The sequence below is a fragment of the Actinophytocola sediminis genome, from assembly GCF_054779715.1.
In genome coordinates this window covers 88,343-107,933 of record NZ_BAAGXS010000028.1, presented here as the reverse complement: position 1 = coordinate 107,933, position 19,591 = coordinate 88,343, and the positions used below count along the sequence as shown (strand labels likewise).

Sequence of the window (19,591 nt, the reverse complement as noted above, 5' to 3'; positions counted from 1 at the left end):
GCGGCTCACCCTACTGGCGCCGGGGCGATCTCCAGTGAGTCCAACAGGGCCGCGCACCAGTCGAGCAGCGCGGTGTCCCGCAACGGCGGCGCGCCCATCCGGCCACCGGCGGCACCCTCTGTCGGCCTCGGTACCGACACCAGGTTGGACACCGACTTGTAGGTCGACTTCGGGTGCAGACGCTTGAGCCGGACGGTCTGGGAGTCGCGCAGGCGCAGCGGGGCGAACCGAACCGTGCTGCCCTGCATGGACACCTCGGTGACGCCGTGTCGCCGGCAGGTCTGGCGGAACGCCGCCACCGCGAACAGCCGCTGCACCGGCAGCGGCGGCGTGCCGTACCGGTCCTGCAGTTCCTCGGACACCGCGGTGAGCGCCTCGGGGTCGACCGCGGCCGCCAGCTTGCGGTACGCCTCCAGCCGCAGCCGCTCCCCCGGCACGTAGTCGTGCGGGATGTGCGCATCGATCGGCAGATCCACGCGCACCTCGGCGGGCTCGTCCTCCTCCTCGCCCGGCTCGGCGCCCGCGTGTTTGCGGAACGCGTCCACGGCCTCGCCGACCAGGCGAACATAGAGATCGAAGCCGACGCCGGCGATGTGCCCTGACTGCTCGGCGCCCAGGATGTTGCCCGCGCCGCGGATCTCCAGGTCCTTCATCGCGACCGCCATGCCGGCGCCCAGCTCGGTGTTCTGCGCGATGGTCGCCAGCCGATCGTGTGCGGTCTCGGTCAGCGGTGCCTCCGGCGGGTACAGGAAGTACGCGTAGCCGCGCTCCCGGCCACGGCCCACCCGGCCGCGCAGCTGGTGCAGCTGGGCCAGACCGAGCAGGTCCCCGCGCTCGACGAGCAGCGTGTTCGCGTTGGCGATATCCAATCCGGTCTCGATGATCGTGGTGCACACCAACACATCGAACTCCCGGTGCCAGAAGCCCTCGATGAGCTTCTCCAGCCGGTCCTCGTTCATCTGGCCGTGTGCGGTGACGATCCGTGCCTCGGGCACCAGCTCCCGCAGCCGCCGGGCCGCCTTCTCGATCGAGGACACCCGGTTGTGTACGTAGAACACCTGACCGTCACGCAACAGCTCGCGCCGGATGGCGGCGCCGACCTGTTTGTCGTCGTAGGCGCCGACATAGGTGAGGATCGGGTGCCGGTCCTCCGGCGGGGTCAGGATCGTGGACATCTCCCGGATGCCGGCCAGCGACATCTCCAGCGTGCGCGGGATCGGCGTCGCGGACATGGTCAACACGTCCACGTGCGTGCGCAGCGCCTTGATGTGCTCCTTGTGCTCCACGCCGAAGCGCTGTTCCTCGTCGACGATCACCAGCCCGAGGTCCTTGTACCGGATACCGGTCTGCAGCAACCGGTGCGTGCCGATCACCACGTCCACCTCGCCGGCGGCCAGGCCCTCGATCACCGCCTCGGCGTCCGGGCCGTGGGTGAACCTCGACAACCCGCGCACGGTGACCGGGAAGGACTGCAGGCGGTCGGTGAACGTGTTCAGGTGCTGCTGGGCGAGCAGCGTCGTGGGCACCAGGACCGCGACCTGCTTGCCGTCCTGCACCGCCTTGAACGCCGCGCGGACCGCGATCTCGGTCTTTCCATAACCGACGTCACCGCAGATCACGCGGTCCATCGGCACGCCGCGCTGCATGTCGACCTTGACCTCGTCGATCGCGGCCAGCTGGTCGGGGGTCTCGGTGAACGGGAACGCGTCCTCCAGCTCCCGCTGCCACGGGGTGTCCGCGCCGAAGGCGTGTCCCGGCGCGGACTGGCGGGCGGCGTAGAGCTGCACCAGCTCGGCGGCGATCTGCTTGACCGCGCGCTTGGCCTTGGACTTGGTGTTCTTCCAGTCCGAACCGCCGAGCTTGTTCAGTGTCGGCAGCTCGCCGCCGACGTAGCGGGAGACCTGGTCGAGCTGGTCGGTCGGCACGAACAGCCGGTCGCCCGGCTGGCCCCGCTTGGACGAGGCGTACTCCAGCACGAGGTACTCGCGGGTCGCGTTGGCGACCGTGCGCTGCACCATCTCCACGTAGCGACCGATGCCGTGCTGCTCGTGCACCACGAAGTCGCCGCCGCGCAGCGCGAGCGGGTCGACCGCGTTGCGCCGCCGGGAGGGCATCTTGGTCGACAGGTCACGGGTGGAGGTGCCGTGCCGGCCACCGGTCAGGTCGGTCTCGGTGAGCACGACCAGCGCCCGCGCGGGCGCCATGAAGCCCTCCTCCAACCGGCCCCGGACCACGGTGACCACGCCCGGCGGCGGTGGCTCGGTCAGCCCGTCCTCGGCGACGACCGCCGGGACCTCGGCGTCGGCGAGCTGCTCGACCGCGCGCCGGGCGGTGCCCGCGCCGGGCACCACGAGCACGGCCGCGCCACCGGCCGCGGTGTGTGCGCGCAGGTCGGCGAAGGCCCGGTCGACCTCGCCCCGGTAGCCGTCGATCGGCTTGATGTCGAGCTGGACGACCGACTCGTCCGGGGTGGTGAGCTGGCTCAGCGTCCACCACGGGTGGCCGGTCGAGCGGGCGTGCGCGGCGATCTCGCCCAGCTCGCGGTAGGCGCTGGCGCCGAGGTCGAGCGGGCTCTTGCCGCCGCCGGCGGCGGCCATCCACGCCGCCTCGAGGAACTCCTGACCGGTGCGGACCAGGTCGTGGGCGCGGGTGCGGACCTTCTCCGGGTCGACCACCAGCACGTGCGCGCCGGCGGGCAGGACGTCGGTGAGCAGGTCAAGCTCGCCGTCGCACAGCACCGGGATGAGCGCCTCCATGCCCTCGGTCGGGATGCCGTCGGCGAGCTTGGTGAGCATCTCGGCCAGGTGCGCGTCGGCCGCGTGGTCGGCGACCAGGTCCAGCGCCCGGGTCCGGACCTCGTCGGTGAGCAGCAGCTCCCGGCACGGCGGCGCGGTGACCGCGCCGACCTCGACCGGCAGCGACCGCTGGTCGGCGACCGCGAACGCGCGGATCTCGCTGACCTCGTCGCCCCAGAACTCGACCCGGAACGGGTGCTCGCCGGTCGGCACGAAGATGTCCAGGATGCCGCCGCGCACGGCGAACTCGCCGCGCTTCTCGACCATGTCGACGCGGGTGTAGGCGAGCTGCACGAGGCGCTCGATCACCCCGTCGAAGTCGCTCTCCACGCCGACCTCGAGGTGCACCGGCGCCAGCTCGCCGAGGCCGGGGGCCATCGGCTGGATAAGGCTGCGCACGGTCGCCACCACGACCTTGGGCGCGTCGTCGGTGGCCAGCCTGCGCAGGATCTCGAGCCGGCGGGCGACGGTGTCCGCGCGGGGCGAGAGCCGCTCGTGGGGCAGCGTCTCCCAGGACGGGAAGTTCGCCACCTCGTGGTCGCCGAGCAGGTCGGCGAGCGCGGCGGTCAGGTCGTCGGCCTCGTGGCCGGTGGCGGTGATCGCCAGCACGGGTGCCCGGCCGGCGAGGGTGGCGGCGACCAGCGGGCGGGCGGCGGTCGGACCCTCGAGTTCGAGGTCGGGTCTGCCGGCGGCGTCACGGACGGTGGTCAGCGCGGGATCGGGTAGGACGGCTTCGAGCAGACCGGAAAGCGGGTAGGCCTTCGACACGGCGATGAACCCCTCAACGAACACGACGGACAGACCCCTGCCCGGGACGAGTCCGCCGGACTGGGTTCTCGCCTCCCAGCCTACGCATGCCGGCGAATGGGATTCCCCGAACTACAGCGACCCCTCACTGCGGCGCGTCGCCAGTTGCGATGCCCTGAATGAGGCATTGGCGACGTTCAACGTCCCGAATGGGTCATTCAGGGCTTTAGAACTGTGGGGAGCGCTTGTCGAGGAACGCGCGCACGCCTTCGGCGTAGTCGTCGCTGGTCACCGAGGCCTCGTACATGGCGAGGACGGCGTCGTCCTCCTCGTGGTGGCCGTCGGTGATCCGCGCGATGATGGCCTTCGAGCCGCGCACCGACACCTGGGCCCGGTTGGCGATGGTGGTGGCCAGCGCGGTCGCGCGGGTGACCACCTCCTCGCTCGGGTGCAGCTCGTTGACCAGCCCGATCCGCAGTGCCGTGGCCGCGTCGACCAGTTCGGCCGACAGCAGCAGCTGGCTCGCCCAGGCCGGGCCGACGGCGTCGACCAGCCGCTTGGTCGAGGTGAGGTTGTAGACGATGCCGAGCTTGGCCGGGGTGATGCCGAACCGCGCGTCGTCGGCGGCGATCCGCAGGTCGCAGGCGAGCGCGATCTCGCAGCCGCCGCCGACGCAGACCCCGGTGACCGCGGCGATCACCGGCTTGGACAGGTCGGCGATCGAGCGCTCGCCGGCGTGTACGACCGCGCTGTAGCGCCGGGCGTCCTCCGGTTCGCGGCGCAGCGTGGTGAACTCGCTGATGTCCGCGCCGGCGGAGAAGTGGTCGGTGCCGCGGATGACCAGCACCCGCACCGACGCGTCCGCCTCGACCTTCTCCAGCAGGCCCGGCAGCGCGGACCACATCTCGAAGTTCATCGCGTTGCGTTTGTCCGGCCGGTCGATGGTCAGGGTGGCGACCGCGCCGTCGAACTCCAAGGTCAGGCTCACCTGGTCACGGTAACCAACAACGGGCAATCCGCCCCTATGGCGCGGCTCAAGCCGCCACGGCCGGGGTGACGTGCGCGGTCAGCTCGGCCAGCACCGCGGCGACCGCCGGGTGCTCGCGTCCGCCGGCGCGGGTGCAGGTCAGCAGCTTGCGGGTCGGGCCGGCGGGGTTGGTCACCGGCAGTCGCACCAGCGGCAGGTGGGGTGGCAGGTAGGCCAGTCTGGGGACCAACGTCACGCCGAGCCCGTTGGCCACCAGGTGCGCGACCGCGTTCCATTCCAACGCGTTGTGCGCCACGTTCGGGGTGAAGCCGGCCGCGCCGCAGGCGGCCAGCGTGTGCTGGCGGCAGGTGCAGGACACCGACTGCAGCACCCAGTCCTCCCGCTCGGCCTCCACCAGCGACACCGTCGAGCGCCCGGCCAACCGGTGGTCGGCGGGCACCACCAGGTCGAACGGGTCGTCGAGCAGCGGGCGCTGGTCGAACCGGCGGTCGCCTGCCGGCGGGTTGGACGCGGTGGCCTCGACGATCGCCAGGTCCACCTCGCCGCCGAAGAGCAGGTCGAAGCCGACCTCCTGCTCGACCTCCTGGATGTGCACCCGCAGCCTCGGGTAACGCGCCCGCACCGGTGCGACGATCGGCGCGAGCAGCATGGCCACCGCGGTGGGGATGCCGCACAACCGCACCATGCCGGCCGGCTCGTCGCCGGCGGCGCGCAGGTCGATCTCCGCCTGCTCCCAGCGGGCCTCGATCGCGTCGGCGTGCGCGAGCAGGCTGCGCGCGGCCGGGGTGAGCCGCACCCGCCGGCCGTGCGGCTCCAGGAGCGCGACGTCCAGCTCCCGACCGAGCTGGCGGATCTGCTGGGAGGCCGCGGACGTGGTGAAGTGCATGGCCCTGGCGGCGGCGGTGATCGTGCCGTAGTGCGCGACCGCACGCAGGACCTTCAGTCGTCGCAGGTCAATCATGTAGTCGATACTTAACAGTGCCGTTCGGAAAGTCAACGTGGACGTACACATTGTCTGCCACCACGCTGGTCTCATGGCCCACTACCTCGACCACTGCCCGTACTGCGGCCTGCCGAACGCGCAGCCGCTGCCGGTGGTGTCCCAGCACGCCACCACGACCGGCCTGACCATGTGGACCCGCTGTCGCTGCGGCTCGTTGCAGGCGCGGGTCGTGCGGGCGGGCCAGGTCATGGTCGTCAGCCGAGGCCGGCCCGCCGGCTGAGCGGCCGACTCAGGCCAGCGCGGTGCGCAGCGCGGCGAGGTGCTCGTCGATCGCCGACTGCCGCTCGGCCAGCGCCAGCCGGCACTCGGCGAGCGCGGTCACCCGTTGGTCGATCTCCTCGGCCAGCGCGGTCCGTGCCCGCCCGGCGTTGGCCACCGCCTCCGCCCGCGCCCGGGAGTCCCGGCTCCAGGTCACCCCCGCCGTGCCGAACGCGGCCAGCGCGATGATCACCCAGCCCCACCCCGCCAGCACGGACAGCAGCACGAACACGATGCCGACCGCGGCGGCGGCCCGAGAGATGACCCGGCCCTGCGGCGACACCTTGGCCGCGGCGTCGATCCGCCGGTGGGCGGCGTCGAGCGACTCGGCGCCGCGCGCGGTGAGCGTCACCGTCCCCTGCCGGGTGCGGGCCGTGATCTTGTCCGGGAACGGGTGCCGCGCGGTCCGCGCGAGCCGCTCCGCGGCGGCCAGCACGTGCGCCCCACAGATCCGGACCGCGACCGCCCGCCGGCCGGGGTGCTCGTCGTCGGCGAGGTCGGCGTGGATCAGCTCCAGCGTGTCGCCGGCCTGCGCGTCCCACGCTGGCACCTCACCGCCGGTCGACTCGATCACCGCCCGCAGCTCCCGCTCCCTGGCCAGCAGCGGCAGCTCCTCCTGGCTGCCCTCGTCGACCAGTTGCTCGGCCGTCCGGCGCACGATCGGGTCGACGTCGGGCGCCGGCTCGTTCGTCCACCCGGCGCGCACCTCCTCGACCCAGGCGCGCAGCGTGGCGAGCCGCTCGGCGGCGTCGAGCGCGGCCGACAGGTCACCGACGCCCTCGAGGTTGCGGGGCAGGGCGAACACGGTGGCCGAGGCCGTGCCGATCTTGCGGACCCGCTCCACGGCCGCGCCGTCGTCGGTGAGCCCGCTCACGTACTCGACCCCGCGCCGGCGCACCAGCTCCCACCCGGCCTCACCGAAGAAGCCGTCCGCGGCCAGCGTCCACACCGCCCGCTGGTAGCCGGCCGTGGTCGCGCCGGGCACCGGCAGGGCGTCGGCGAGCATCCCGGCCGTGACCGTGTTCCGCCCGCCGAGCAGCCCGGTGCCCAGCACGTGGAACACCGCGGCGCGCAGCGGATCCCGATCCCTGGCGGCCGCGAGCGACTCGGTGTCGGCCACCCCGTCGGCGACCACGCTCAGCGCGACGAAGGCGGGCGCGAGCCAGTAGCCGTCCACATCGGCCGCGAGCCCGGTGGTCGGCTCGCCGCCCAGCAACCGGCGCGCCTGGAGCCTGATCCGGCCGGGTTCGTCGAACAGCCCGAGCGTCACCCGCAGGTCGCTGATCTCGACGAAGGCGTCGAACGCGGCGGAGAGCCGGTCGAGGCGCTGCTCGAACGTGCCCTGCACCTTGGACAGCTCGGCCCGTAACCGCTGCTGCGACGAGCGCGCGGAGGCCAGTGACGCCGAGACGTGCGACAGGTCGTCCTCGAGCCCGCGCAAGCGCTTGTTCTGCGAGTAGTCGGTGTACCAGTTGTCACTCATTGTTCTTCCCCTCCGCCGGGTCTCACACGCATGCGACGCGCGACCGGGCATTCTGGACCCATGGCACTCCGGGCGAGTTCTCTCGTCGTCGCACTGGCCACCGTCACCGTCACCGCCGCACTCAGCGCCTGCTCCGACTCGTCGGTCGGCGAGGTGCCGGCGCAGACCGAGGAACCGGCGCAGCGCCAGGCCGAGCCGACCACCCCGAGCAGCAACACCGAGGTCCCCGCGCTTCGGGTCGAGGAGGTCGCCGGCGGGCTGTCACACGGCTGGGACATCGGCTTCCTGCCCGACGGCAAGGTGCTGGTCACCCAGCGGCCGGCGCGGATCGCACTGGTGTCCGGGACCGCGCCGGGCGCCACGGTGACCGAGGTGAAGGCCGACCTGTCCACCGTGCTCGTCGCCGGTGAGGGCGGCCTGATGGGCATGGTCGTGCACCCCGACTTCGCGCAGACGCGCCGGTTCACCACCTGCCAGACACACACGGAGAACGGCCAGGCGCTGGACGTGCGCCTGGTGACCTGGCGGCTGGCCGAGGACGGCCAGATCGCGACCAGGGAACGCGAGCTGCTGACCGGGCTGCCGCTGGGCAGCGGCCGGCACTCCGGCTGCCGCCCCACCATGGGCGCGGACGGCAGCCTGCTGGTCGGTACCGGCGACATCGCCAACCCCGACCACCCGCAGGACCGCACCAGCCTCGGCGGCAAGGTGCTCCGGCTGAACCTGGAGACCGGCGAGCCGATGCCGGACAACCCGTTCATCGACTCGGCCAACGAGCGCGAGCGGTACCTGCTGTCCTACGGCCACCGCAACATCCAGGGCGTGGCGACCCGCCCCGGCAACGGCCAGATCCTCACCGCCGAGCACGGCCCGGACAAGAACGACGAGGTCAACCTGATCCAGGCCGGCAAGAACTACGGCTGGGACCCGTCCCAGGGCGGCACGGTCGACGAGTACGACGAGAGCGTGCCGATGACCGACCTCGACCGGTTCCCCGACGCCGTCCCGGCCAAGTGGCAGTCCGGGGAGACGACCCAGGCGGTCTGCGCCGCGACGTTCCTGGAGGGTGAGCAGTGGGGCGGCCTCGACGGCGCCCTGGTGGTGACCGCGCTCAAGGGCGCCAAGGTGCTCCTGCTGACCCTCGACGACCAGGGCGACGTCACCTCGGTCGCCATCCCGCCGGAGATCCAGGACCAGTTCGGCCGCCTGCGCGCCGCCCGCCTCGGCCCCGACGGCGCCCTCTACCTCACCACCACCAACGGCGATGACGACAAACTCCTCCGCGTCAGCCCGGCCTGACCAGCTGGCAGCGAGCCTCTCAGTGGGCCTCGCGGAGTTCGGGCCGGTCCTCAAGGTGGCGTAGGCCGTTCCAGGACAGGTTCACCAGGTGCGCGGCGACCTCGTCCTTGCCTGGCTGGCGCACGTCCAGCCACCACTGGCCGGTCAGCGCGACCATCCCGACCAGCGCCTGGCTGTAGAGCGCGGCCAGCGCCGGGTCGTAGCCCCGTGAGCTGAACTGCAGCCCGAGGATGCTCTCCACCTGCGAGGCGATGTCGTTGAGCAGGCTGGAGAACGTGCCGGTCGAGGACGCGACCGGGGAGGCGCGCACCAGGATCCGGAACCCGTCGGCCGAGCTCTCCACGTAGTCCAGCAGGGTCACCGCCGCCCGCTCGAGCAGCAGCCTCGGGTGCGCGTTCTCGGCCAACGCCGAGGTCATCGACGACAGCAGGTAGTGCATCTCCCGGTCGACCACGACCGCGTAGACGCCTTCCTTGCCGCCGAAGTGCTCGTAGACCACCGGCTTGGACACGTTCGCCCGGTGCGCGATCTCCTCGACCGACGCCCCGTCGAAGCCCTTCTCCGCGAACAGCGACCTGGCCACGTCCAACAGTTGTTGGCGCCGCTCCTCGCCGGTCATGCGCACCCGCGCCACCGGCGCCCCACCACGCTGGTCGGGCGCCGACCTGCCGCGTTCACGCCGCCTGGCAGCCATCAGCCCCCGATCCGGGAAGGTCCGTCCCGGTCACCCTACGGGCAACCGCCGGCACTTCGTGACCGGACCGGGCTACTGGCTGCTACGACTCCGCGCCCGCGCTGATCTTCGCCAGCCGCTGCGGCGTCGGCCAGCGCACGTTGTGCACCCAACCGAACTTCTCGAAGATCCAGATGATCCGCGCGGACGTGTCGATCTGGCCCTTCTTGACCCCGTGCCGGGCACAGGTCGGGTCGGCGTGGTGCAGGTTGTGCCAGGACTCGCCGAAGCTGAGGATCGCCAGCGGCCAGAAGTTGGCCGCCTTGTCCCGGCTCACGAACGGCCGGTCGCCGATCATGTGGCAGACCGAGTTCGTCGACCAGGTGACGTGGTGCAGGATCGCGACCCGCACGAACCCGGCCCAGAAGAACGCCGTCAACGCGCCCCACCACGACCAGGTGACCAGCCCGCCGATCAGCGCCGGCAGCCCGAAGGTCAGCACCGTCCACAGCCAGAACAGGCTGTTGACCCGGACGATGTCCTTGTCCGCCAACAGGTCCGGCGCGAACCGCTCCTTGTTGGTGATGTCCCCGTCGAACACCCAGCCCATGTGCGCGTGCCAGAAGCCCTTGGCCAGCGCCAGCGGCGAGGTGCCGTAGAGCCACGGCGAGTGCGGGTCGCCCTCACGGTCGGAGAACGCGTGGTGGCGGCGGTGGTCGGCGACCCAGGTGATCGGCGGCCCCTGCACGCCCATGCTGCCGGCGATGGCCAGGAAGATCTTCAGCGGCCGCTTGGCCTTGAACGAGCCGTGGGTGAAGTACCGGTGGTAGCCGACGGTCACCCCGTGTCCGCTGAAGTAGAAGAAGAACGCCGCCAACCCGACGTCCAGCCAGCTCAGGCCCCAGCCCCAGGCCAGCGGCACCGCGGCGATCAACGCCGCGAACGGCACCAGGATGAACACGTAGACACCGAACTGGCTCCACCGGTGGCGTTTCCCCGTGATGATCGGCTTCGGTCCCTTGGGCCCCTTCGGTTCGGGCGAGCCGGCGCCGGAGGTCTCCTCGAGGGTCGTCGTCATGCGTACCTCAATCACTCTCGGACATTACTCATCGGTAAGGCCAGCCTCACCTACGGTGTCGTAACCTACGACAGCGTAAGTACAACCGATCCACATGGTCCAGACCCCAGCCGGTGCGCACTGTCCGTGATCCAGCTCACACTCGAATGGACGCGCTTGGCACCAGTTCCCCGGGTACCACTGCCCCCCACCGGGCAGCCATGCCACGATGTCCACCCGTGGGCTGTGTGCGACACACAGCTTTCCGTTCCGCCGTGGTGTAAAGGCAGCACCTCAGATTTTGGTTCTGATGGTCCAGGTTCGATCCCTGGCGGCGGAGCTGCCTCAGCGACCAATTCAATCCCGAAGGTGGCAGCCAGGCGTGGACGGCGGCGAGGTCGACCTACCGGCATTGGACGAACGCTCTGACGCGTGGCTCGTCGGACGGGCACGGGAACTGCTCGCCATCGCCCAGGTGCGGGAGCGCGGCGTGCGCACGCGGCACACCCACGAGGTCGACCGGATCCTCGAGGAGGTCCGCCGCCGGGGCGAGCCACGCATGGTCGGCCAGCTGCTGCGCGCCGCGGCGGTGATCCGGGTCAACGACGCCACCGCCGAGGCCACCGAACGCATCATCGACGAGTTCCTCGCCCACTCCGAACGCTACGACCTGCTGGTGCTGCAGGCCGACGCGCACGCGCTGCGGGCCAAGTGGCTGCTGCTGTCCGGCCACGAGGACCTGGCGCTCACCGAGGCCGCCACCGGTCTCGCGATGCTCGACGAGCAGGTCCCGCCGGACAGGCTGTTCGGCCCCCGGGTGTGGGACGTGCTGATGGCCTCCACCCTGATGGACCTCGGCCTGGTGCTGATGGAGCTCGGCGTGTACGAGGTCGGCGACCAGGTGATGCGCCGCGCGCATCGACACATCCGGCGCAGCGCCGGCCCGCACGACATCGCGGTGCACCTGATCACCGTCTGCCGGATGCAGCTGAGCTGGGGCTTACGGCTGGAGCGCATCGGCGAGGACGCCACCCCCCGGTTCGTCCGGGCCGCCGCCATGGCCTCCGACGTCGAGGCGCCGTTCCGCGAGTCGCTGTTCCCGCGCCGCACCGACCGGCCGGCCATCGACCAGATCGCCGTGGTCGGCGCGGCCCACGCGCTGGCCGACCCCGCCGGCGCGCACGTCGAGCGGCTCACCCACCTGCTCGAGCTGGCCGCGCCGCGCGAGCTGTTCTTCGTCGCCATCGCGCTGGCCCGCTGCCTGGAGGCCGACGGCCGGATCGGCGAGGCCGTCGACGCCCTCGCGTCGGTGATGGAACGCCTCGACGACCAGGTCTCCGAGCCCGCGCTGCTGCTGTGCCTGATCCGCGAGTTCTCCCGGCTGTGCGCCGCCGACGAGAACGCCGAGCTGTCGGCCAGCGCGCTGCGTCACTACGTCGGCGAGCTGGAGACCCAGCTGTGGGACATGCGCGAGTCCCGAGTGGCGGCCCTGGACACCCGCCGTGAGCACGAGCGACTGTCCCGCCGGCACGGCACCGTGGCCAAACAGGCGCTGCAGGACCCGCTGACCGGTCTGCCCAACCGCCGCGCGCTGGACGAGCGGCTGGCCGAGCTGTCCGACGGCCGGCCGCTGGCGATCGCGCTGGTCGACCTGGACGGCTTCAAGGCGGTCAACGACGAGCTGTCCCACGCCGATGGCGACGACGTGCTGCGGGTGATCGCCAGCACCGTGCGGGACACCCTGCGCGGCAGCGACATGGTCGCCCGCTACGGCGGCGACGAGTTCATCGTGCTGCTGCCGGGCGCGCCGCTGCAGCCGGCCGCGGCCGCGCTGCGCCGGGCGGCCGACGCGGTGGCCGCGCTACCGGGCGATCTCTCCCATGGGGTGACGTTGTCCGTCGGGGTGGTGTCCTTACGCGCCGACGAGACCACCGCCCGCGCGCTCGCCCGCGCCGACGCCGCGATGTACCAGGCGAAACGCCAGGGCGGTAACGACGTCGTCGCGGTCACCGGCGACGAGGGCGACGAGCAGCCGGGCACCGCGGAGGACCCCGACCCCGCGAGGGTGTCGCCAGAAGCAACGTAGGATCAATTTCCTCAGGTCTTCGCACATTCGATCACGCCAGAGGAGTGAGCTGATGGTCGAGAGCTCAACCGGGCTCGGCGAAATCAGCACGATCATCCTCGCCGCCGGCGAGGGCACCAGAATGCGTTCCGCCGTGCCGAAAGTGCTGCACCGGCTGGCCGGCCGCACCCTGGTCGAACATGCCGTGCGCGCCGCGGCCGGGCTGTCCCCACAACGCATGGCCGTGGTCGTCGGCCACGGCCGCGAGCAGGTCACCGAGCACCTGCACGAGGTCGCCAAGGCGATCGACGCGACCATCACCGTCGCCGTGCAGGCCGAGCAGCACGGCACCGGGCACGCGGTCGGCTGCGCGCTCACCGAGCTGCCGGGGCTGACCGGCACCGTGGTGGTCACCTACGGCGACGCGCCGTTACTGGACGCCGACACGCTCGCCGCGCTGCTCGCCGAGCACGGCGCGGCCGGCAACGCGGTCACCGTGCTGTCCGCCGCGGTCGCCGACCCGACCGGCTACGGCCGCATCGTGCGCGACGCCGACGGCGCGGTCACCGCGATCGTCGAGCAGAAGGACGCCACCGAGCAGCAGGCGGCGATCCGCGAGATCAACTCCGGGGTGTACGCCTTCGACGCGGCGGTGCTCGCCGACGCGCTCGGCCGGCTGTCCACCGACAACGCCCAGGGCGAGCAGTACCTGACCGACGTGCTGGCCATCGCCCGCGCCGACGGCCACCGGGTCGGCTCGTGGACGTGCGCCGACCCGTGGCTGGTCGAGGGCGTGAACGACCGGGTGCAGCTGGCCGCGCTCGGCGCGGTGCTCAACCGGCGGCTGTGCGAGCGCTGGATGCGCGCGGGCGTGACCATGGTCGACCCGGCGACGGTGTGGCTGGACGCGGAGGTCGAGCTGGCCCGCGACGTCGTGCTCGAGCCGGGCGTGCAGCTGCGCGGCGCGACCACGGTCGGCGAGGGCAGCGTGCTCGGCCCGGACACCACGCTCACCGACGTCACCGTCGGCGCGGGCGCGAGCGTGACGCGCACCCACGGGCGCGAGTCCGAGATCGGCGACGGCGCCAGCGTCGGCCCGTTCGCCTATCTGCGGCCGGGCACCCTGCTCGGCGAGCGCACCAAGATCGGCACGTTCGTCGAGGTGAAGAACTCCCAGGTGGGCACGGGGTCGAAGGTCCCGCACCTGTCCTATGTCGGGGACGCCACGATCGGTGAGCAGTCCAACATCGGCGCGGCGAGCGTGTTCGTCAACTACGACGGCGTGACCAAGCACCGGACGGTCGTCGGCTCACACGTGCGGACCGGGTCGGACAACATGTTCGTGGCACCGGTCACCGTCGGCGACGGCGCGTACAGCGGGGCGGGCACGGTGCTGCGCGCGGACGTGCCGCCCGGCGCGCTGGCGGTGTCGGCCGGGGCGCAGCGCAACATCGAGGGCTGGGTGGCGCGGCGCAGGCCCGGAACGCCGGCGGCGGAGGCCGCGCGGCGGGCGCTCGAGTCGGCTCCCGAGGAGGAGACATGAACGCGAAGTCCGGGGTGCCGAAGAAGAACCTGATGTTCTTCTCCGGCAGGGCGCACCCAGAGCTGGCCGAAGAGGTGGCCAAGCACCTCAACATCAGCATCACCCCGCAGTCGGCCTACGACTTCGCCAACGGCGAGATCTTCGTCCGGTTCGAGGAGTCGGTGCGCGGCTGCGACGCCTTCGTGATCCAGAGCCACACCGCGCCCATCAACCAGTGGGTGATGGAGCAGCTGATCATGGTGGACGCGCTGAAACGGGCGTCGGCCAAGCGGATCACCGTGATCATGCCGTTCTACCCGTACGCGCGGCAGGACAAGAAGCACAAGGGCCGCGAGCCGATCTCCGCGCGGCTGGTCGCCGACCTGTTCAAGACCGCGGGCGCGGACCGGATCATGACCGTCGACCTGCACACCGCGCAGATCCAGGGCTTCTTCGACGGCCCGGTGGACCACCTGTTCGCCCAGACGCTGCTGGCCAAGTACGTCAAGGAGACCTACGGCTACGACAACGTCACCGTGGTCTCCCCCGACGCCGGGCGCACCAAGCTGGCCGAGAAGTGGGCCGACGACCTCGGCGGTGTGCCGATCGCGTTCATCCACAAGACCCGCGATCCCAACCGGCCGAACGAGGTCGTCGCCAACCGCGTGGTCGGCGAGGTCCGCGGCCGGTTGTGCGTGGTGATCGACGACATGGTGGACACCGGCGGCACGATCGCCAAGGCGGTGGACCAACTGCTCGCCGAGGGGGCGACCGACGTGGTGGTCGCGGCCTCGCACGGGGTGCTCTCCGGCCCGGCGCCGCAGCGGCTGTCCGAGTGCGGGGCCAAGGAAGTCGTGTTCGCCAACACGCTGCCCATCCCGGACGAGAAGCGGTTTCCGAAGATGACGGTGCTGTCGATCGCCCCGCTGCTGGCCAGGGCGATCCAGGAGGTCTTCGAGGACGGCTCGGTGACCAGTCTGTTCGACGGCAACGCCTGAGTGGCCCCAAGGGAGGCCGCGCGAAAGCTCCACGTAAACTGTTGAGGTTGCCTCGGCGAGGGCAGGCTTCACGCCTGGCGTGATCGACGCGGCGGCTTAGTTGCCGCGCGTGTGTATGCCCGTCGCCGCTGGCCGCCGCCGCCCGAGTCAATTTCGAAGTTAGCTTCAGCAAGGAGAGCACCACCGTGTCCGAGGTCCGTCTCGCCGCCGAGCCACGTACCGAGTTCGGCAAGGGCGCCGCGCGCCGCACCCGCCGCGACGGCAAGATCCCCGCGGTGCTGTACGGCCACGGTTCCGAGCCCAAGCACCTGGCCCTGCCCGCGCTCGAGTTCGCCCGCGTCGTCCGTGAACACGGACAGAACGCCGTACTCACGCTCGACATCAACAGCAAGAGTGAACTCGCGTTGACCAAGACGGTCACCACGCATCCGATCAAGAACTACATCGAGCACGTCGACCTGCTGCTGGTTCAGCAGGGCGAGAAGGTCACCGTCGAGGTGCCGGTGGTGCTGGTCGGCGAGGCCCAGCCGGGCACGCTGGTCACCCAGGACGCGTCGACGCTGCAGGTGGCCGTCGAGGCGCTGCACATCCCCGAGCAGTTCGAGGTGTCGATCGAGGGCGCCGTCGGCGGCACCCAGATCCTGGCGTCCGAGGTCAAGCTGACCGCGGGCGCGGAGCTGGTGACCGACCCGGAGACCCTGGTCATCGCGATCAACGTCGCGCCGACCGCCGCGGACATGGAAGGCGAGGCAGCCGAGGGCGCCGAGCCGGCCGCGGACGAGGCAGCCGGCGACGAGCCGAGCGAGAGCTGACCCGGTCCGGGCGGTCCTGACCGGGACGCCCGGACTTGTTTTCAGTGAGGGTCCATGTCGGAGCCACCGAACGACGACGCGCCGATGTTGGTTGTCGGCCTGGGTAATCCGGGGCCGCGCTATGTCGGCAACCGGCACAACATCGGTTTCCTGGTGGCTGACGAGTTGGCCGCGCGGATGGGCGGCCGGTTCAAGACGCACAAGGCCGGGGCCGATGTGCTCGAGGGCAGGCTGGAAGGCGCGCGGGTCGCGCTGGCCAAGCCCCGCTCGTTCATGAACGTGTCCGGCGGTCCGGTGGTCGGGACCGCGCGTTTCTTCAAGGTGCCCCCCGAGCGGCTGATTGTCGTGCACGATGAGCTGGACCTGCCGTACGGCAGCGTCCGCCTCAAGCTCGGCGGTGGCGAGAACGGCCACAACGGTCTGCGCTCGATCACCAAGTCATTGGGGACGCGGGACTATCTGCGGGTGCGATTCGGTGTCGGCCGGCCGCCGGGACGGATGGATCCGGCGGACTTCGTGCTCCGTGACTTCGCCGGGGTGGAACGCAAGGAGTTGGCGTTCCATGTGGACCGGTGTGCCGACGCGACGGAAGCGTTGGTAGGCAAAGGGTTGGAAGCGGCGCAGAACTTGTTCCACACGCGCTGAGCGGGAGGCGCACATGCAGCAACCGGACGAGGTTCCGCTGACCTCGATCGTGGTCGACTGCGTCACGTTCGATCGCGCGCCGCTTGGCCGTCGTGGGTATCACGAGGATCAGGTGGACGACTTCCTCGACCGGGTGCAGGCGGCGTTGTCCGGAGAGGACTCGCTGACCGCGCGGGAGGTCCGCGAGGTGGTGTTCGACAGCGCGCCGCTGATCCGCCGGGGCTACGACGAGGACCAGGTGGACGACTTCCTGGACCTGGTGGAGGCCGAACTGGTCCGCCGAGCCCAACCAGCGTCGGCGACGACGCCGATGTTGCGGGCGGTGAGGCCGGAGGCGCGCAACGGTGCGCCGGCCGCGCTGGCGCCGACGCCGCATCCACGGCCTGGAAACGTGCCGGCTGTTGGGGCACCGGCGGATGCGCCGCGGCCTGGTGGTCCTGGTCCCGCGCCGAGGCCTGGACCGGCGGGTGCGGATGTGCCTGGCGCCGGCAGCCCGACGGGCGCGCCGCGGCTACCGGCGGCACCGGCGCCAGCCGCCGAGTCGCCAGTCAGTCCGCCAGGCGTGGCCGCGCCGCCGGCGACGGATCCCCCCAGCCAGGCATCAGCTACCGCGCCACCGTTCGGACCGCCGTTCGGGCCCCCACGACCGGCCGCACCGCCGGCGGCCCAACCGCCAGTGCTGCCGAGGCCAGCGACCGAGCCATCGGCCACCAAGGCTCCCCAGCCAGCGGCAGAATCTCCGGCCGCCTCGGTGCCAACGGCCGCATCACCGGTCACCGAACCGCGAACGCCCGAGTCATCGGCAACCGAACCGCCGGCCGCCACGTTGCCAACAGCCACCGCGAATCTGCCGCGACCAGCGGCATCGCCGGCAGCAGCGGTCGCCGAGCCGCGATCAGTTGCGCCGTCGGCAACCGAACCGCCAACTGCCGAACCAGCCGACATCCTGCCAACGGCCGCCGCGAAACCGGCACCCGTGCCGAGGACATCGGCGGCACCCGCGACCGAACCAGCGGACTCACCACCACAGGCCGCGCCGCCAACAGTCGAAACCCCAGCCCCGGCCGCGCCGCCAACAGTCGAACCACCGGCCCCGGCCGCGGCGCCAACGACCGAAACACCCGTCCCGCCACGGCCAGTCGCACCGGTGGCCGAAGCACCCGTTGCCGAGGCGTCCGCCACCGCGCCATCAGGTACCGCCACGCCGCCTGAACCGCAGGACACCACACCGGTGCCCGACGCCCCTCAGCCCGCGGCCGACAGCGAACCAGCCAGCACATCACCCGTCGAGTCGCCGGCACTCGCCGGAAAGCCAGCGCCCGACACCGCCCTGCCGCACGACGCGAACCTGCTCGCCCTACCGCTCCCCCCGGCACCCCCCGGCGAACGCGGCTACCGCCCCGGCGACGTGGAACGCCTGATGACCATGCTCATCACCGCGGCCACCGACCCCGACGGCCCCCGCGCCGACGACATCGCCACCCTCAAACTCTCCCGCACCTTCTTCATCGGCCAGGGCTATCACGCCGGCGCGATCGAAGCCCTCCGGCTGGCCTGGGTCAGCGAGCTTCGCCGCCGCGAGCTCTGATCTGGTCGGCGACCTGCTCCCCGGCCGCCGCCCGGCGCAGCTTGCCCGACGGGGTCTTGGGCAACGTCCCCGGCGCCAACACCACCACGGCCACCGGCCGCGCGTTCACCGCCTCGAAGACCCGTGCGCCGACCTCCTTGCGCAGCACCTTCTCCGCCGCCTGCTCACCGGCCTGTTTGGACTCGACAACCACGGCGAACCGTTCCCGCCGCGTCCCGGCGTCCAACCGCACCGCCACCGCGTTACCCGCCCGCACACCCTCCACAGTGGACGCCGCGCGCTCGATGTCCGTCGGGTAGATGTTGCGGCCGGCCAAGATGATCACGTCTTTCGCCCGCCCACAGATGACGATCTCACCGTCCACCGTGTACCCGAGATCCCCGGTCGACAGCCAGCCGTCCGCGTCCTGGGTCGCCAGCGGCCCGTCCACCGTCAGGTATCCGGGCGTCACCGAGTCGCCCCGCACCCGGATCTCCCCCACCGCACGATCACCGAGCACCACACCGGACGACGACACGATCGTCACCTCGAAACCGTCCAGCGCCGGACCGAGCACCGCGAACGACCGCGTCGCACTCGCCGGATCGACCGGCACCGCGCGGTTCTCCGACTCCAGCTTCTCCGCGTCCACATAGTCCAGCCGCAACCCGATGAACGGCCGGGCAAAGGAAATCGCCAACGTGCCCTCCGCCATGCCGTACGCCGGGAACACGCACTCCGCCGGCATGCCGAACCGGGCGCCGGCGGCCACGAACGCCGCCACCGCCTTCTCGTCGATCGGCTCGGCGCCGTTCAGCGCGATCCGCAGCGTCGACAGATCGAACTCCTCGTCCGTCCCGGCGAGCCGCCGGCCGAGTAACGCATAGGCGAAGTTGGGCGCCGCGGTGATCGTGCCCCCGTACTTCGAGATCAGCCGTGCCCACAGCAACGGCGCGCCGAGGAAGTCCACCGGCGTGACCTTCACCAGCTCGATGCCCATCATCATCGGCACCGTGTAGAACCCGACCATGCCCATGTCGTGGAACATCGGCAGCCACGACACCATGATGTCGCGGTGCTCGTCGAGCTCCGCCCGCTCGGCCATCGCCATGGTGTTCGCCAACAGGTTGCCGTGGGTGATCCGCACGGCCTTCGGGTCGGCGGTCGACCCGCTGGTCAGCTGGAGCAGCGCGGGCGCCGACTCGTCGACCTCCACGACCGACGCCAACGGCACCCCGTCGGCGAGCTCACTGATCAGCTGGAAGCCGACGCCGTGCTCCTCCAGCACCGGCGCGAGTCCGTCGAACGGCGCACCGAGCAGAACCAGCTTCGAGCCGATCATGTTCAACACCCGCATGGTGTCCTCGGCCCACACCGCCAGATCCGACCGCGGCGTCGGCTGGTGCAACATCGTCACGCTGCCGCCGCCGAGCCACACCGCCTGCACCGCCGGTCCGATCGCCGCCGGCTCGGCGGCCAGCACCGCCACCGCGTCGTGTCTGGCCAGCCCGCCGGCGACCAACGCGCCCGCCATCGCCCGTGCCTGCTCGTGGATGGCCGCCCACGTGGTGTGCACGGGCGAAGCTGGCTCACCGGTGGTGACGCCACGCTGCCGGCCACCGCTGTTGGCGGTGTCGATCAGCCTGTCGACGAAACGACTCATACGTTCAACTCTAGAT

General features: G+C 71.4%; 15 protein-coding genes and 1 tRNA gene. 9 read left to right on the top strand and 7 right to left on the bottom strand.

Translation table 11 applies throughout. From position 1 onward, the window contains the following. Positions 1–5: 5 nt before the first annotated feature. From mfd to ACYVIP_RS18210, 3 genes are all read right to left on the bottom strand, one after another. A complete protein-coding gene (gene mfd, locus ACYVIP_RS18220; protein ID WP_460398207.1) occupies positions 6–3,563 on the bottom strand; it encodes a transcription-repair coupling factor in 3,558 nt (1,185 codons plus the stop codon). 205 nt (positions 3,564–3,768) lie between these two features. After that, entirely contained in the window at positions 3,769–4,530 is a 762-nt protein-coding gene (locus ACYVIP_RS18215) for an enoyl-CoA hydratase/isomerase family protein (protein WP_460397730.1), read from the bottom strand. A gap of 46 nt (positions 4,531–4,576) precedes the next feature. Further along, on the bottom strand, positions 4,577–5,491 hold the full coding sequence (locus tag ACYVIP_RS18210; RefSeq protein ID WP_460397728.1) for a LysR family transcriptional regulator: 915 nt from the start codon (positions 5,489–5,491) through the stop codon (positions 4,577–4,579). A 73-nt stretch (positions 5,492–5,564) separates the two neighbouring features. Here ACYVIP_RS18210 and ACYVIP_RS18205 point away from each other — a divergent pair, with 73 nt between their 5' ends. Next, entirely contained in the window at positions 5,565–5,753 is a 189-nt protein-coding gene (locus tag ACYVIP_RS18205) for a hypothetical protein (protein WP_460397726.1), read from the top strand. Between the two features lie 9 nt (positions 5,754–5,762). Here the strand turns inward: ACYVIP_RS18205 and ACYVIP_RS18200 are convergent, their stop codons facing one another. Continuing rightward, positions 5,763–7,274 (bottom strand): hypothetical protein, encoded by a 1,512-nt coding sequence (locus tag ACYVIP_RS18200; protein ID WP_460397724.1) that lies wholly within the window; start codon positions 7,272–7,274, stop codon positions 5,763–5,765. A gap of 60 nt (positions 7,275–7,334) precedes the next feature. Between ACYVIP_RS18200 and ACYVIP_RS18195 the strand changes: the two genes are divergently transcribed. After that, positions 7,335–8,573 (top strand): PQQ-dependent sugar dehydrogenase, encoded by a 1,239-nt coding sequence (locus ACYVIP_RS18195; protein WP_460397722.1) that lies wholly within the window; start codon positions 7,335–7,337, stop codon positions 8,571–8,573. Between the two features lie 19 nt (positions 8,574–8,592). Here the strand turns inward: ACYVIP_RS18195 and ACYVIP_RS18190 are convergent, their stop codons facing one another. Further along, positions 8,593–9,192, bottom strand: a complete 600-nt coding sequence (locus tag ACYVIP_RS18190) for a TetR family transcriptional regulator (protein WP_460398205.1) — start codon at positions 9,190–9,192, stop codon at positions 8,593–8,595. Between the two features lie 157 nt (positions 9,193–9,349). Continuing rightward, positions 9,350–10,324, bottom strand: coding sequence for an acyl-CoA desaturase (locus ACYVIP_RS18185; RefSeq protein WP_460397720.1), 975 nt, complete (start codon positions 10,322–10,324; stop codon positions 9,350–9,352). Positions 10,325–10,572: 248 nt separating this feature from the next. Between ACYVIP_RS18185 and ACYVIP_RS18180 the strand changes: the two genes are divergently transcribed. From ACYVIP_RS18180 to ACYVIP_RS18150, 7 genes are all read left to right on the top strand, one after another. Further along, positions 10,573–10,643, top strand: a tRNA-Gln gene (locus tag ACYVIP_RS18180). Between the two features lie 42 nt (positions 10,644–10,685). Next, on the top strand, positions 10,686–12,389 hold the full coding sequence (locus ACYVIP_RS18175) for a GGDEF domain-containing protein (protein WP_460397718.1): 1,704 nt from the start codon (positions 10,686–10,688) through the stop codon (positions 12,387–12,389). A 52-nt stretch (positions 12,390–12,441) separates the two neighbouring features. After that, positions 12,442–13,911 (top strand): bifunctional UDP-N-acetylglucosamine diphosphorylase/glucosamine-1-phosphate N-acetyltransferase GlmU, encoded by a 1,470-nt coding sequence (gene glmU / locus ACYVIP_RS18170; RefSeq protein ID WP_460397716.1) that lies wholly within the window; start codon positions 12,442–12,444, stop codon positions 13,909–13,911. After that, complete coding sequence (locus ACYVIP_RS18165; protein ID WP_460397714.1) at positions 13,908–14,888, top strand: ribose-phosphate diphosphokinase; 981 nt, start codon at positions 13,908–13,910, stop codon at positions 14,886–14,888. Before glmU ends, ACYVIP_RS18165 begins: the two co-directional genes overlap by 4 nt. Positions 14,889–15,073: 185 nt before the next feature. Further along, positions 15,074–15,700, top strand: coding sequence for a 50S ribosomal protein L25/general stress protein Ctc (locus ACYVIP_RS18160; protein WP_460397712.1), 627 nt, complete (start codon positions 15,074–15,076; stop codon positions 15,698–15,700). Between the two features lie 54 nt (positions 15,701–15,754). Then, positions 15,755–16,345, top strand: a complete 591-nt coding sequence (pth, locus tag ACYVIP_RS18155; protein WP_460397710.1) for an aminoacyl-tRNA hydrolase — start codon at positions 15,755–15,757, stop codon at positions 16,343–16,345. A 13-nt stretch (positions 16,346–16,358) separates the two neighbouring features. Further along, positions 16,359–17,933 carry a DivIVA domain-containing protein gene (locus tag ACYVIP_RS18150; protein ID WP_460397708.1) on the top strand — a complete coding sequence of 525 codons (1,575 nt, stop codon included), beginning with the start codon at positions 16,359–16,361 and terminating at the stop codon, positions 17,931–17,933. Here the strand turns inward: ACYVIP_RS18150 and ACYVIP_RS18145 are convergent. Next, positions 17,905–19,575, bottom strand: a complete 1,671-nt coding sequence (locus ACYVIP_RS18145) for a fatty acyl-AMP ligase (protein WP_460397706.1) — start codon at positions 19,573–19,575, stop codon at positions 17,905–17,907. The genes ACYVIP_RS18150 and ACYVIP_RS18145 overlap by 29 nt on opposite strands. Positions 19,576–19,591: the final 16 nt, after the last annotated feature.